Consider the following 14450-nt stretch of genomic DNA (forward strand, 5'->3'; position numbering starts at 1 on the left):
TACCACCTGCTCGTCCGCCCGGGGCTGGAGATCATCGAGGCTTGCGGCGGACTCCACCGCTTCATGGGCTGGAACGGCCCGATTCTCACCGACAGCGGCGGCTTCCAGGTGTTCAGTCTCGCCGGCTTGCGGAAGATCCGCGAGACCGGCGTCGAGTTCCAGTCGCATATTGACGGCCGCGCCCTGTTCATCGGCCCCGTCGAGGCCATGGCGGCCCAGAAAACGCTCGGCTCCGACATCGCCATGTGCTTCGACGAGTGTCCGCCCTACCCCTGTGCCGCACAATCGGCTTGTCAGGCGGTCGATAAGACCTTATTATGGGCGGGCTTATGTGCGAATCAGGCTCGCGCTCCGGGGCAGCTCGTCTTTGGCATTGTGCAGGGCGGGGAGTTCCGCGAGCTGCGGGAGCGGTGCGCGCGCGGGCTGACGGCCATCGGCTTTGACGGTTACGCCGTCGGGGGCGTCAGCGTGGGCGAACCGGAACCTGTTTTGCTGCAGGAGGTGGAGGATGGCGTCCGCCTGCTGCCGGTTGACCGGCCCCGCTATGTGATGGGGCTGGGCGACATGTGGCAGATGGCTGAGGCGGTGGCGCGCGGGGTGGACCTGTTCGACTGCGTGATGCCCACGCGGCATGCGCGGAACGGCTCGGCGTTCACGGCGCACGGCTTCTATCCGGTCAAGGCGGGCGCCGCCAAGTGCGACACGCGGCCGGTGGAGGCGGGGTGCGGGTGCTACTGCTGTCAGACGTTCAGCCGCGCCTACATCCGGCACCTGCTGAATGTGAACGAGATTTTGGGCGTACGGTTGTTGACCATCCACAACGTACACCGCTATTTGGAGACGCTGCGCGAGATGCGCGGGGCGATCGCGGCCGGCGCCTTTGCCGACTGGAGGCGCGCGTGCGCCGCCCGGTTGAGAACGGCGGCGTCCGTCGCGGACGCGTAAACGGTAAACGCCGGTTGATCCGGCAACACGGCGGGGAGACCCGCGGAAACGAGTGAGTATGGACAGTTTGAATGTGACGCTCGCGCAGGCCCAGCCGGGCGGCTTGGGCATGATGGTGCCGATTCTCCTGATGCTGGGCATCTTCTACTTCATGATGATCCGGCCGCAGCAGCGCAAGGAGAAGGAGCGGCAGAAGCAGATCGCCGAGCTGCGGGCCGGCCAGCGGGTGCTGTTCGGCGGCGGGTTCATCGGCAAGGTGGTCGAGTGCAAGGCGCACACCTTCATGGTCGAGATCGCCGCCGGCGTCATCGTCGAGATCGCGCGCGGCGCGATCACCCGCACGCTCGCCGACGATGAAGCGATCAAGGCGGATCCCGCGTAATCCCGGTTGACGGGGAACATGCCGGGTCGCCGCGGTCGGCGTCCGGCGTTTGGACAGCACGGAGGAGATGGACATGCACAGCAAACATGCGGTTTGGAAGTGGTTGCTTCTGGCGATCATCACAGTCTTTTCGGTCTATGTGGTCATGCCGCCCGAGAAGAAGATCCGTCTCGGCCTCGACCTGCAAGGGGGCGTGAGCTTCACCGTGCAGATCGACGAGGAGAAGCTTCGCGCGAATTACGCGGCGACCGATACCACACTCGACGCCGAGGCGCTCGAAAGCAAGGTGCGCAGTGCCATGGAGAACGCCGATGAGCGGGTCCTTGAGGTGTTGCGCAACCGCATTGACGGATTGGGCACCTCCGAGCCGCTGATCATGGCGGGCGCGGATCACCGAATCCTGATCCAGATTCCCGGCACCAACGAATGGGAGTTTGCCGCTGCCGAGCAAAGCATCAAGAGCGCGGCGTTCCTCAAGTTCCGGCTGGTTCACAAGAACAGCCAGAAGCTCGTCGACGCTTTGTTCGCCGAAGGCCGTAAACCCCGCGGCCATGAAATCGTGACGGTGGACGGACGCAGCTATTACCAGCGGACCGAAGCCTTCCGAACCGTGGTCAAGGACCCCGGTTATGCGCGTGAATTGTCCACGTTCCGCACCCCCGATCCGCTCTATGAGTTCATGCTGGAAGAGACGCGGTTAAAGAACGGTCAGACGCTGTACGCGCCGCACTTCGTGCTCCGCAAGGTCGAGATGACGGGCGACAGAATCTCGCGCGCCGATATCAACCGCGATCCCGTGACCGGCCAGATGCACGTGGGCCTCTCGTTCTCGAGCCTCGGCAAGACCGAGTTCGCCCGGCTCACCGCCCGCTACGCGCCCAATGGCCCCGGCAATCTGGACAGCCCCGTCGGCCGACAGCTCGCCATCGTCCTCGACGACACCCTCTATTCGGCGCCGGTCATCAACGAGCCGATCCCCACCGGCCGCGCATCCATCAGCGGCAGCTTCACCGCCCGCGACGCCGCGATCCTGCGCAACACCCTCAACGCTGGCGCCCTGCCCGCTCCGGTCAAGATCATCGAAAAGCGGATGGTGGGCCCGACACTGGGTTCTGACGCGATCAACAGGGGCGTGAACGCAGCCCTCATCGGCACGCTGGCCGTCTGCCTCTTCATGTTACTCTACTACATGTACTGCGGGTTGATCGCCAATGTTGCCCTGCTGGCCAACGTGGTGTTGTTGCCCGCCGGCATGATCATCGCCGGCGGCCTGCTCAGCGTCTTCGTGCGCGATGCCGGCATTTCCAACAGCATGATCCAGCTTCCGGTGCTCACCCTGCCCGGTATCGCCGGCATTGTCCTCTCGATCGGCATGTCGGTGGACGCGAACGTGCTGATCTATGAGCGGATCCGGGAGGAATTCCGTATCGGCAAGTCGGCGCGCGCCGCAGTGGCGGCCGGTTACGACCGCGCCTTTCTGTCGATTCTGGATTCCAACCTCACGACCCTGCTCACGGCCATCATCCTCTTCATCTTCGGCTCGGGGCCCATTCGCGGCTTTGCCGTGACCCTCTCGGCCGGCCTGATCATCAGCATGTACACCGCGCTCGTGCTCACCCGCATGGCGTTTGACGCCACGGTTCCCGAGAACCGCGTCAAGCCGTACCGCATGTTGAAGCTGATCGGGGCGACGTCCTACGATTTCCTTGCCAAGCGGAAACCCGCCATGCTGGCGTCGCTGGCCGTGATTGTCATCACGTGGGGTCTGTTCGCCGGGCGTGTCGCGCGTGACAAGAACGCCGTGCTCGGCGTCGACTTCACGGGCGGCGCCTCGGTCACGCTCTCGTACGTTGACAAGGCCGATCTGGGCGAGCTGCGCCGGGTGCTGAACGACGCCGGAATCAGTGATGCCGCAGTCCAGTATCAGAAGTCCCTGGAGAGCGGAGAAGGGGTTCTGGAAGTCAAGTCCAGCTTCGAAGCGATCGCCGGTGTCCCCATGGTCACGCGGGTGCAGGTCGCCTTGGACGAGGCGATGCCCGACAAGCACTTCAAGGTGATCGGCGACGAGCTCATCGGCCCGGCCGTCGGCAAGGACCTGCGCAACGATGCGATCAAGGCGATCATTATCGCGTTGATCGGGATGATCATCTATATCACCGTTCGCTTCCAGTTCGGGTTTGCGCTTGGCGCCATCGTGGCGCTGGCCCACGACGTGCTGGTGACCTTCGGCATCTTCACCCTGCTCGGGCGGCAGGTGAACCTGACCACCGTCGCGGCGCTTCTGACGATCGTGGGTTACTCGATCAACGACACCATCGTGATCTTTGATCGTATTCGCGAGGACATGCGCCTCGACCAGCGCGCCAGCTTCATCGAACTCGTCAACCGAGCGATGAACCAGACGCTCAGCCGCACCCTGCTTACCACGTTCACGACGTTGCTGGCGGTGGGCTCGCTGCTGATCTTCGGTGGCGGCTCGATCCGCGACTTCGCCCTGACGATGATCATCGGCATGGTCGCCGGTACCTACTCGACGCTCTTTATCGCCACCCCGGTGATGGTCGCCTGGTACAAGGGCCGCCGCCCCGGCTTCGCCGCCGACGGCAAGCAGGCGTAAGATGATCGGGGACGATTCCGGTATGGATGCAAGGGCGTTCGGTTAAGGGAGGCTCTTGCAAAAACCTGTTTTGCAAGCGCCTCAGGAGCCCTGCTTCACTCTCCATAATGAGTCCGTGCGCGATGGACATAAACGGTCCGACGCTCCTCGTCAATGGAGTAGACCAGTCGGTCCTTATAGGAAATGCGTAAAGAAAAGAAACCGGCCAGGTCGCCGACCAGTCTTTTACCGCAATGAGGATTGGGCGCCACCTGTTGCCGCAGGACGATCTTGAGTTTGTCCTTAAGGCGAGGTGGCAACTTGACCACGTCCCTGGCCGCCACCCGGGTGAAACGGATCGTGTAGGATGTCACGCGTCTTCTCCGAAGACCTCCTCACATGACAAGGTGTCGCCCCGGCGCATCTGGTCGACGGAAAGTTTCAGACTTTTCCTGAACCCAGGCATGGACAACAACTCCATAGTCTCCAAAAGGCTCTCATAGTCGTTCTCCGCCATTAAAACAACAGCGCCACGGCGGTGATGGATGCGGAACACTTGATGTTTGTCCATGGCTCCTTTGACCACGTCGAAGAAACCGCGTCGCGCATCGGTTGCTGTCAGGGTTGTCACGAGACCTCCAGTATGTACGTGTTTCAGTACATGTTGCCTGAACGCAGCCGATCTGTCAAGTGCCTCATCTATTTGCCAACATCGCCTTCATCTCGCCATCCAGCCGGGTCATCTCATCGCGCCAGGCGGTGAACTTCCGGGTGTTCGCCGCATCTTTTTTGGGCCGGGTTTTCAGCCACGCGTTCAGTTCCTCCTCCACCGCATGGAAACGCGCCTGCTTCGCGCGATAGACCGCGACGTCGGCCTTCGGGAGCTTGGCGAGGTGGATGTCGAGCCGGATATCGGCCAGCCGCTTCTCCTGCTTCGCGATCTGTCCGTCCAACGCGGCGCTCTTGCTCTTGAAATCCAGTTGCAATGCCGCCAATTCCTTCTTCGCGGCGGCGAGGGCCTTCGCCGTGTCGCGGTATTCCTGGGCGGTCTCCGGCGGGAGCGATGTGAGCTGGCCGTCAATCACCGACGCCCGCGACTGCAGGAGGGCGTTGACCTGGGTGATGAACGCGTCCGCCGTGATCTCGGGAGCCGCCGCCAGCCGGCCGAGTTCGGTCTGGCCGTCATCGTCCAGCAGGATGTAGGTGGGGAGCTTGCCTTCAACCCCAAACGCCAGATCCAGCGCCGCATTGCGCGAGACGTACTTCTCGGGGACGAGCGCGTCATCCTGGGGAAAATCAATCCAGACGAGCATGAGGGTGTTCGTGGCATAGGCGATCCAGGTTGATTTTGAGAACACCTCCCTGTCCATGAGCTTGCACCAGCCGCACCAGTCCGAGCCGGTGAAGTTGAGCAGCACGGGGAGTTTCTTCTCAGCCGCCACCTGCTTGGCGGCGTCGTAATCCATCGTCCAGCGCCCCGGCAGGGCGCCCTCCAGGGCGGGTTTCTCCGCCGCGAAAACCGAACCGGCGAACAGGAACGCGAGACAGGCTATGCGAACGTTCATGATACCTCCCAGGGGGTGTGACGGGTCGTAGTGATGGGTAAAGTATATCCGGCATCGACGGCCTTGCCAACCGGATTCAGGGGCGCCCGGGCGCATCCCCGTTTCACTGACCTGTCAAGCGGGCGATCCTGTGGACAGCCCTGTGACGTGGGCTAGCGCCCCGGCCGACGCGGCAGCGGTGGCGCGGGACGTATCGGACCGCGCAGACGGCGTGAGCGGTCTCGTAGATCCCGCTCACCCGCCGACCGGTGCGGTAGCGGCGGGCGATCGCAGGTAGGGCGGGGCCGCCGGACCCGCCGCTTTCCCGCGACTCGGATGCAAGCGCGGCGCGCGGCTGCGCCGCGAATGATCGAGGGGGTAACTGGGAATGAAAATCCGGGTTGTCTTTCGTCCTCGTCCTCGTCCTCGGGAATCGAGATCGAGGTCGAGGACGAGGACGAGGACGAAAACGAGTCATGGCAGCAATGTGAAGTTATAGGCAAGCGCGGCGGGTCCGGCGGCCCCGCCCTACCTTTCCGCGCAGGCGCAAGTCAGTGAAACGGGGATGCGCCCGGGGCGGCGTGCCGCTTGACAGAATGTTCGGCTTGCCGTACAATATGCGGCCGTCTGAACAAATCGGTCCGGCGGACGTCCGGCCAGGCGCCGGGGGATCACGGGAGGGGCGGATGGCACACGCGGCACCTTTGAATTTGAGCGCCAGCTTGGAGGATTATCTCGAGGCGATTTACCGCATCGTGGCGGAGAAGCAGGTGGCGCGGGCTCGGGACGTCAGCCGTCGACTCAAGGTCGGACGCTCGTCGGTCACCGGCGCCCTGCACGCACTCGCCGACCGCGAATTGATCCATTATGCGCCCTACGATCTCGTCACGCTGACCGACCGGGGCCGCGCGCTCGCCGAGGGCGTGGCGCGCCGTCACGAGGTGCTCGGTGACTTCTTTGTGAACGTCCTGGCCGTTGATCCCGCCGAGGCCGATGCGGCGGCCTGCAAGATCGAGCATGCCGTTCCCGAAAACGTCCTCGGCCGCCTCTTGGACTTCATCGATTTTGTCGACCGATGCCCCCGTGGCGGCGCCCGTTGGATCGACGGGTTCAAGCACGCCTGCCACACCGATAAACGGCCCGGTCATTGCGAGACATGCCTCGCCAGCGCGATGGACCAGGTCACGTCGAAACAGCGGAAGGAGACGCACATGGAACACAGCGGAGCTAAAGGGGCGGGCCACACCCTCGCCGATCTCAAGCCGGGGTCCAAGGCGACCATCCTCACCATCGGCGGCGCGGCGGGCGGCATCCGCCGCCGCCTGCTCGATATGGGCGTTACCGCCGGAACGCGCGTGGAGGTCGAGCGTGTCGCGCCACTGGGCGACCCCATCGAGGTCAAGATCAAGGGCTATCACCTCACCCTCCGCAAGGAGGAGGCCGCCCGCATCCACGTGGAGCGCGCATGACGACCGTACACCACTCCCATCAGACGCACCATCCGGCCCCGCATCACGCGGGCGTCCCGCTGACCCACACCCGGCCCGGCCAGCGGATTCGTGTCATCGCCGTAGACGCCGGCCATGCCCTCGTCGCACGGCTCTGCGCCCTGGGCCTCACCCCCGGCATCACCGCCGAGGTGGTCGCCGTCGGCGCGGGCCCCGTCGTTCTCAATGTGATGGGCAGCCGCATCGTTCTCGGGCACGGCATGGCTGACCAGGTGCGGGTGAGGCTCGCCCCCGTGGCGTCGCCAGCGCGGTAGTGATTGTGAAAGGAGCATTTGGCATGGCGGACATGATCAGCCGGGACAAAGCCGAGGCGGCGGCAGACAACCCGCTCACCGTCGCCCTGGCGGGCAACCCGAACGCGGGCAAGACGACCCTGTTCAACGCGCTCACGGGCGCCCGGCAGCATGTGGGCAACTACCCCGGCGTGACCGTGGAGACCTTTCAGGGCTCCTGCATGCACGGGCGGACCCGGCTGAACCTCGTTGATCTTCCTGGCACCTACAGCCTCACGGCCTATTCGCCCGAAGAGCGGGTCGCCCGGACGTTTCTGATTCAGGAGCGTCCCGATGTCGTCGTTGCCGTCGTCGACGCGACCAATCTGGAGCGGAATCTCTACCTGGCCGTGCAGATTCTGGAGCTCGGGTTGCCGCTGGTGCTGGCGCTCAACATGTCGGATCTGGCCGCCCGTCGCGGCATCGCCTTTGATCTCACGCTCCTGCAGACGCTCCTCGGCGCGCCGATCATTCCGACGGTTGGCAAAACGGGTGAGGGCAAGGCGGAGCTGCTCGACGCGGTAATCGCCACAGGCCGCCGCGCAGCATCCTCCACCCCGCTGCGCATCGATTACGGCGAGGCGCTGGAAGCCGAGATCGCGCCGATGCAGCGCCGGCTGGAGACGCTCGGCGCGCTCCCGGACGGCATTCCGGCCCGCTGGCTGGCGGTGAAGCTGCTCGAGGGTGACGCCGATCTGGTTGCGCGGCTCGCCCACCCGGACATCGCCGCCGCTGCTGCGGAGGCGGCTCATCGGCTGGAGTCGCTCGTCGGCGATAGCGCCGAGGCGCTCATCGCCGACCGCCGGTACGGCTTCATCTCCGGCGCCTGCCAGGAGGCCGTGCGACATACCGTCGAGCGCCGGCATGAGTTTTCGGACACGATCGACACCGTGGTCACCGACCGGCTCTTTGGCCTGCCGATCTTTCTCGGTCTGATGTATTTCGTGTTCACCCTCACCTTTACGCTGGGCGGCCCCCCCATGCAGTGGATCGAGTCGGGGTTCGAAGTCCTGCGCGGGGCCATCGGCGGACTGTGGCCAGCGGGCTCCGCCAGCCTCTTGCGCAGCCTGCTGGTCAACGGGGTCATTGGTGGCGTGGGCGGCGTGCTCGTCTTTCTGCCCAACATCCTCCTTCTGTTTCTGGCCATTGCCATCTTGGAGGACAGCGGCTACATGGCGCGCGCGGCCTTTCTGATGGATCGCATCATGCACAAGATGGGGCTGCACGGAAAGAGCTTCATGCCGATGCTGATCGGTTTCGGCTGTTCCGTTCCGGCCATTCTGGCCACGCGGACGCTGGAAAGCAGGCGCGACCGGCTGACCACGATGCTGGTGGTGCCGCTGATGAGCTGTGGCGCGCGGCTGCCGATCTACGCGCTGATCATTCCGGCGTTCTTTCCTGAACCCTGGCACGGACCGGTGCTGTGGGGCATTTACCTGATTGGCATCGCGCTGGCGGTCGTCAGCGCCAAAGTCCTGAAATCCACCCTTCTCCGTGGCGAGACGCCGCCCTTCGTGATGGAGTTGCCGCCCTATCGGATGCCGACGCTGCGCAGCCTATCCATTCACCTGTGGAACCGCGGCGGCGCCTATCTCAAGAAGGCAGGGACGATCATCCTTGGCATCTCCGTCATCCTCTGGGCGATGCAGCAGTGGCCGGGCCTTCCCGCCGGGCAGACGGAGGCGTTTGCCGAGCGGCGTGTCGCCGCCGAGGCGCTGGTCGACGATGCGGCCCGGGAGCAGGCGCTCGCGGCGGTCGGTGGCGAGGAGGCCGAAGCGTCGCTGCGGGCCTCGCTGATGGGGCGCCTCGGCCGCAGCCTGGAGCCGGTGTTGCGTCCCTGCGGCTTCGACTGGAGGCTCTCCACCGCCATGATCGGCGCCCTCGCCGCCAAGGAAGTTTTTGTGACGCAGATGGGCATCATCTACGCGCTCGGCGGGGAACAGGACGAGGCGTCGGTGCCGCTGCGCGAAAAGATCCGGGCCGACTACACGCCGCTCGCGGGTTTCTGCGTGATGCTCTTCTGCCTGATCAGCGCCCCCTGCATGGCCACCATCGCCGTGACGCGCCGCGAGAGTGGCTCGTGGCGCTGGGCGCTGCTCCAGCTCGGCGGTCTGACCCTGCTGGCGTGGGTCGTGACCGCCGCCGTCTTCCAGATCGGCAGCCTGCTGGGAATCGGAACCTGAAGGAGGGCACCCGCCATGTGGGAAATCGTCGTTGTCGTGATCATCGTCGCCGGTGTTCTCGTCCTCACCGTCCGCGCGTTCTGCCGCGATGTGTCCGGACGCAAGGGGCGCTGTTCGTGTGACTGCTCCGGGAGCGGCCCGCGCCCGTGCGAATCGAGACCAGCGTCACGGAAAACAACCAGCACAACGGATTGTCACTCCGCCAAATAGGGATTGTCCCGCTTTTCGATGGCCAGCGTCGTGGTGGGGCCGTGGCCGGGAATCACGAGGGTGTCGGCCGGAAGGGCCGTCAGGCGCCGAAGGGAGAGCTGAAGGGTTTTGCCGCATCCGCCGGGAAGGTCGGTGCGGCCGACGGACCCGGCGAAGAGGGTGTCGCCACTGAGGAGCAGCTTGTCTTCTTTAAACCACAAACACTGGCAACCGGGCGTGTGGCCGGGTGTGTGGAGCCTGTCGGCGGTGATGCCGCCCGCCGTCAGGGGCGGGGCGTCCACAGGTGTCGGCACCAGGGAGGCCGGCCGCGCCGGGACCGAGAAGTACGGAGGAAAGCGATTCAGCGACGAGAACGCGAAGGAGACATCGCCCGCATGCAGATGGACGGGGGCAGGGTGCGCCGCGAGAAGGGCATCCAGCGCCGACACATGGTCGATGTGCCCATGGGTCAGGAAATAGAGGGCGACTCCCATCTCATGCTTATGCAGAAAATCGAGGATCACCTCAGGATCGGCGCCTGGATCGATCACCCAGGCAGCACGCGGGTCTTTCCACAGCACCACGCAGTTCACCTCGAACGAGCCGACAACAATGATTTCGTAATTCATGGGTAAGAGCATACGCCACGCGGGGGAGTGAAGGCAATTTTCTTTTCAGCGAAGGCTCTTGCCAAACCGCGTAAGTGCGGGCGTGGCACGGGCATCCTGCCCCTGTTTCACGGGCGGGACGCCCGTGCCACGGGGGTTTTGCAAGAGCCTCAGCGGATCTGGCCGGCGCCGGTGACGCGGTACTTGTAGGTGGTCAGCTCTTCGAGTCCCATAGGGCCGCGGGCGTGGAGCTTGTCGGTGCTGATTCCCATTTCGGCGCCCATGCCGAATTCGCCCCCGTCGGTGAAGCGGGTCGAGGCGTTAACGTAGACCGCTGCCGAATCGACCTCCTTGAGAAAACGGTCGGCGGCCTGGCGATTGGCGGTGATGATGGCGTCCGAGTGGTGGGACCCGTGGCGGTTGATGTGGCTGATGGCCGCCTGCAGCGACGGGACGACGCCGATCGTGAGGATCAGGTCGAGGTATTCGGCGGACCAATCGGCCGCAGTCGCCGGTGCAAAAGCCGGAATAATCGCCCGCGCGGCGGCGTCGGCTCGGATTTCGATGGCGCGTCGCGCGGCCAGCTCCGCGAGCCGGGGGAGAAAAGCGGCGGCAGCCTGTTCATGCACCAGGAGCTTTTCGATGGCGTTGCAGGTCCCGGGGCGTTGGCATTTGGCGTTCTCGGCAATCCGCAGTGCCATGTCGAGATCGGCCGTGGCGTCCACATAGAGATGACACACCCCCTTGTAATGCTTCAGGACGGGGACGCGGGCCTGCTCAACCACGGCGCGGATGAGCGACTCGCCGCCGCGGGGGATGACCACGTCGACACAATCCTCAAGCTGCACGAGTTCGCGCACCGCCTCGCGGTCGGTTGTGGGGATGAGCTGGACGGCGTGGGCGGGCAGGCCCGCGCGGACGCCGCCCGCAGCCAGCGCCTCGGCGATGGCGAGGTTGGAGCGGATCGCCTCCTTGCCGCCGCGCAGGATCACGGCGTTGGAGGTCTTGATGCACAGAACGGCCGCATCGGCGGTGACGTTGGGGCGCGACTCGAAGATGATGGCCACAACGCCGAGGGGGACGCGGCGCTTCTCGATGACGATGCCGTTGGGGCGGGTGCGGCGCCAGATGCGGCGGCCGACGGGGTCAGGGAGCGCGGCGACCTCGCGGACGCCGCCGACCATGGCGTCGAACCGAGCTTCGGTGAGGGTCAGGCGGTCCACCAGCGCGGCGGAGAGACCGGCGGCGCGGCCATCGGCGACATCGGCCGCATTGGCGGCCTGGATGGCGGCGCGGCGGGCGAGGAGCTCGTCGGCCATGGCCAGCAGGATGGCGTTCTTACGGCGGCTGGTGAGGCCGATCAGGGCGCGCGAGGCGGCGAGCGCCCGGTCGCCGATCTGGCGGATGTGGTCATGAAGTGCGGTATCTGACATGGCTGGTGCCTCCCTGGTAAACAATGGATTCATTTCCCTGTTCCCTCCGGCTCCGGGCCAGAGGCGCCGCGCGCGGGTTTTCCCTTTCCCAGGCTCACTGATCCAGAATGCCCTGCGTTTTGGCGAGGCCGGGCCTGCTTTGACAAAGGCCGCCAAGTTTGTTGCGCGCGAAGAGAGCCCCCTGGATCAGGTTGCGGACGCAGTTGTCATCGTTGATCAGGAATCCGGCGGCAGCAGAATCCGTGATGATCAGCCCGGTGAAGACATTGTCCGTGCATTCGGTGTCCGGGATGACGATCCACCGGCCCTCGGGCTGTGCCGCCAGTGGGGCTGCCGAGCTCGTGGCGCTGGTCGACGCCAGGGTATCTGTCGTAGTCACGGCGTCGGCGCTCTTGGGGGGTGTGGGCGCCGTCCAAGGGCCCACGGTATTCGTTGCCGCCTGGGACATGAAGATTCCGTGTTCACGGCTATTGCGGATCGTCACGCCCTGAAACAGGTTTTCACGGGAGTCGCGCATGAAGATTCCGCACCCATTGTCAGTGAGGATGGCATCGGAGATAGTGTTGTTGCTGAACTCGTGATCGAGCGAGAGGCCCGCGCCGTGATTATCATACAGGTACATCCGGGTAAAGAGGCTATCTTCGGTGACATAGGCGGCCAAGCCGTCAAAAAAGTTATCCCATGCCGCGTAGTCGGAGATCGTCAAACGGCGAACGCTTTTCTCGGTGACCAAGCCTCCGGATCGGCACCGGTAGGCGCGGACGCGTTCCACGGATGCATCGCAGACGCTTCGGATGGTGATGCCGTTGTTCCGGATCTCGCTGCCTTCTCCCTCGATGTTCCAGCATTCGACCTGCTGATGGTCGCGATTGCCATCGATATCCACATCGCTCACCCGGAGGTTCCGCGTGATGCGGGTGGGAAAATTGGAGGTCGAGCCCAGAATGAGAACGGGGCAGTTGGCCTCATTGGCCAGACGCAGAATCGTGGCAGATCCGGCGCCGCGGAGTGTCAGGTTGTCTCGGCTCAGGCAGATGGGCTGGTTGACGGTGTAGACGCCCGCTTGCAGGATCACGGTGCCGCCGGTCTCCGGAAGGGTGTCCAACGCCTTCTGGATGTCCGCCGCAGAGGATGTTGGCCCCAAAACGACTTCGCTCACGACTTCATTGACGACGGTACTGACAACAGTGCTGATGCTATCGCTGGCGGCTTCGCTGACGACGTTGCTGACGACTCCGCGTGCGGCTCTTCCCCATGGCCAAGCCCGGGCTGGGCTCGCGCAGAGAAGTGTGATCATCACCAGACCGGTCAAGCGTTTAGCGCTCAGGAATGTTTTCATCTTTTTCATCTTTGCGGAGTTAAAGGCCGGTTTCGCACGAAAAACAGGGAGGCAGGATAGCAACTTTTGGCTTCAAAGGCATCAAGATTATGCGGGCGCTTTCAGGTCAAACGCAGACTCTGAAGCCGCCGTCTGGGTCAGCTTGAGGCTCTTGCAAAACCCCTTGTGGTGCAGGCGTCCCGCCTGCAGAATGTGGAAAAGTCTTGGAATTGCAGGCGAGACGCCTGCACCACTGCCAGTCGGTTCAGGGTTTTGCAAGAGCCTCTCCGGTAAATGATATCCAGCATGATGCCCAGCGGGTCGGAATTAGAGTGGCGTTGTCGCGCTTGACTCCAAGAGTGCCGGACACGAATTCCATGCCGCTACCCATTTGGCCAACAGATCCGTGCTACCGCCGGGGGTGATGTGCGCGAAGTAGGCCTCGTCGCCGAGGGCGGCGACAATCTCATTGCGGCGGTGGGCGAGGGCGGCGGTAACGCGGGTTTCCGTGTCGGGAAAGGCCGAGAGGATCAGCAGTCGGCCGTCGGAAAAGGGCTGACGCCACTCGGGCGGAATGCGCTTGGGCAGAGCCCGTGCCGGGCAGATGATGATGGGCTGCTTGCCGCGAAGCAGGATTCTCAGGCATTCCCGCTCAACGGGCGAGTGAAAGCCGCTGATAATGCAACGCCCGGCATCGCGCCAGTGCGCCGACTGGTCGTAGGCGGCGAGGATGGCGCTGCCGGGACATCGTGCGGAGCAGAAAAGCGCGGTCTTGGGCAGGGCGAGCAGGTCGAGGTTGCCGAGGGCGGTGAGAGAAGATGGGGCGGATAAGCCTAAGCGTGCGGACAAAAACGAAGGGTAGGCCGAGTCGCCTTTGCTGATGATGTAAACTCGGTTACGTTCATTGCCATTGGTGAGCCTCATTGTCACCCCCGCGTCTCGCCTAAAGAGGCATGATGAGTTGCTGTGGTGTCGAAGGATCGATCATCGGGAATGGCGCAACACCCACAATCACCCAAGGGTTAGGGGCTACGTTGTGCCACTGTTGTGTTGTCCCCAGGAAGAAATGAAGAACGCGTTCGACCGGCATTGGCTTCTCCGAATTAGAGGTCGGCCGCTTGCGCTCCGATTCTTTTTCCGACGGCACGGGCGACCCGTGTGCGATGGCAATACTCCGGTTGTGCCTCATAACAGGTCAAGGCTACACACGCGCCGCCCGTGACCCAGGCGGCGATCTGGTTGACCGCATCCGGCTCGTTCGCTAAAACCGTCTGCTCGTATTGCTTGAACAGCGCCTGATAGTCGGCCAGGCTTATCAAATCCTGCCGGGCGTCAGACGCAATTCCCAACTGCGGCAGGTGCTCATAGCGGATGTCCAGTTCGGAGCAGGCATGCGAAAGCGTCTTCTTGGAGAACCCGAACTTACGGCTCAGGGGGTTCTTGCGGACATCGCACAGGATCGAGATGCCGGC

General features: G+C 64.1%; 14 protein-coding genes. 6 read left to right on the plus strand and 8 right to left on the minus strand.

Going from position 1 to position 14450, the window contains the following annotated elements; all coding sequences use genetic code 11:
- The 3 genes from tgt to secD all read left to right on the plus strand — a co-directional run.
- A partial coding sequence (tgt, locus tag FJ222_09345; protein MBM4164626.1) for a tRNA guanosine(34) transglycosylase Tgt occupies nt 1–945 on the plus strand: 945 nt, incomplete at its 5' end.
- Nucleotides 946–1003: 58 nt separating this feature from the next.
- Nucleotides 1004–1327 (plus strand): preprotein translocase subunit YajC, encoded by a 324-nt coding sequence (gene yajC / locus FJ222_09350; protein ID MBM4164627.1) that lies wholly within the window; start codon nt 1004–1006, stop codon nt 1325–1327.
- Between the two features lie 67 nt (nt 1328–1394).
- On the plus strand, nt 1395–3944 hold the full coding sequence (gene secD, locus FJ222_09355) for a protein translocase subunit SecD (GenBank protein MBM4164628.1): 2550 nt from the start codon (nt 1395–1397) through the stop codon (nt 3942–3944).
- A 95-nt stretch (nt 3945–4039) separates the two neighbouring features.
- Here secD and FJ222_09360 read toward each other — a convergent pair whose 3' ends face one another.
- From FJ222_09360 to FJ222_09370, 3 genes are all read right to left on the minus strand, one after another.
- On the minus strand, nt 4040–4297 hold the full coding sequence (locus FJ222_09360) for a type II toxin-antitoxin system mRNA interferase toxin, RelE/StbE family (protein ID MBM4164629.1): 258 nt from the start codon (nt 4295–4297) through the stop codon (nt 4040–4042).
- Nucleotides 4294–4554, minus strand: a complete 261-nt coding sequence (locus tag FJ222_09365) for a type II toxin-antitoxin system Phd/YefM family antitoxin (GenBank protein MBM4164630.1) — start codon at nt 4552–4554, stop codon at nt 4294–4296. The genes FJ222_09360 and FJ222_09365 overlap by 4 nt, the downstream gene beginning before the upstream one ends.
- 64 nt (nt 4555–4618) lie before the next feature.
- Complete coding sequence (locus tag FJ222_09370) at nt 4619–5584, minus strand: DUF255 domain-containing protein (protein ID MBM4164631.1); 966 nt, start codon at nt 5582–5584, stop codon at nt 4619–4621.
- A 569-nt stretch (nt 5585–6153) separates the two neighbouring features.
- Here FJ222_09370 and FJ222_09375 point away from each other — a divergent pair.
- The 3 genes from FJ222_09375 to feoB are packed head-to-tail and all read left to right on the plus strand — an operon-like array spanning nt 6154 to nt 9430.
- Nucleotides 6154–6936, plus strand: coding sequence for a metal-dependent transcriptional regulator (locus FJ222_09375; protein MBM4164632.1), 783 nt, complete (start codon nt 6154–6156; stop codon nt 6934–6936).
- Nucleotides 6933–7229, plus strand: coding sequence for a ferrous iron transport protein A (locus FJ222_09380; protein ID MBM4164633.1), 297 nt, complete (start codon nt 6933–6935; stop codon nt 7227–7229). The genes FJ222_09375 and FJ222_09380 overlap by 4 nt, the downstream gene beginning before the upstream one ends.
- Before the next feature lie 23 nt (nt 7230–7252).
- Nucleotides 7253–9430, plus strand: a complete 2178-nt coding sequence (gene feoB, locus FJ222_09385) for a ferrous iron transport protein B (GenBank protein ID MBM4164634.1) — start codon at nt 7253–7255, stop codon at nt 9428–9430.
- A 194-nt stretch (nt 9431–9624) separates the two neighbouring features.
- Here the strand turns inward: feoB and FJ222_09390 are convergent, their stop codons facing one another.
- From FJ222_09390 to FJ222_09410, 5 genes are all read right to left on the minus strand, one after another.
- Nucleotides 9625–10260: an MBL fold metallo-hydrolase gene (locus FJ222_09390; protein MBM4164635.1), complete on the minus strand. Its 636-nt coding sequence runs from the start codon at nt 10258–10260 to the stop codon at nt 9625–9627.
- 137 nt (nt 10261–10397) lie between these two features.
- Nucleotides 10398–11693, minus strand: a complete 1296-nt coding sequence (locus tag FJ222_09395; GenBank protein ID MBM4164636.1) for a glutamate-5-semialdehyde dehydrogenase — start codon at nt 11691–11693, stop codon at nt 10398–10400.
- Between the two features lie 61 nt (nt 11694–11754).
- Nucleotides 11755–13008: a hypothetical protein gene (locus tag FJ222_09400; protein MBM4164637.1), complete on the minus strand. Its 1254-nt coding sequence runs from the start codon at nt 13006–13008 to the stop codon at nt 11755–11757.
- Between the two features lie 297 nt (nt 13009–13305).
- Nucleotides 13306–13902 carry a DNA-binding protein gene (locus FJ222_09405; GenBank protein ID MBM4164638.1) on the minus strand — a complete coding sequence of 199 codons (597 nt, stop codon included), beginning with the start codon at nt 13900–13902 and terminating at the stop codon, nt 13306–13308.
- Between the two features lie 179 nt (nt 13903–14081).
- The coding region (locus FJ222_09410) for a DUF488 domain-containing protein (protein MBM4164639.1) at nt 14082–14450 on the minus strand (369 nt) is incomplete at its 5' end.

This window comes from Lentisphaerota bacterium (assembly GCA_016873675.1).
Lineage (GTDB): Bacteria > Verrucomicrobiota > Kiritimatiellia > RFP12 > JAAYNR01 > VGWG01.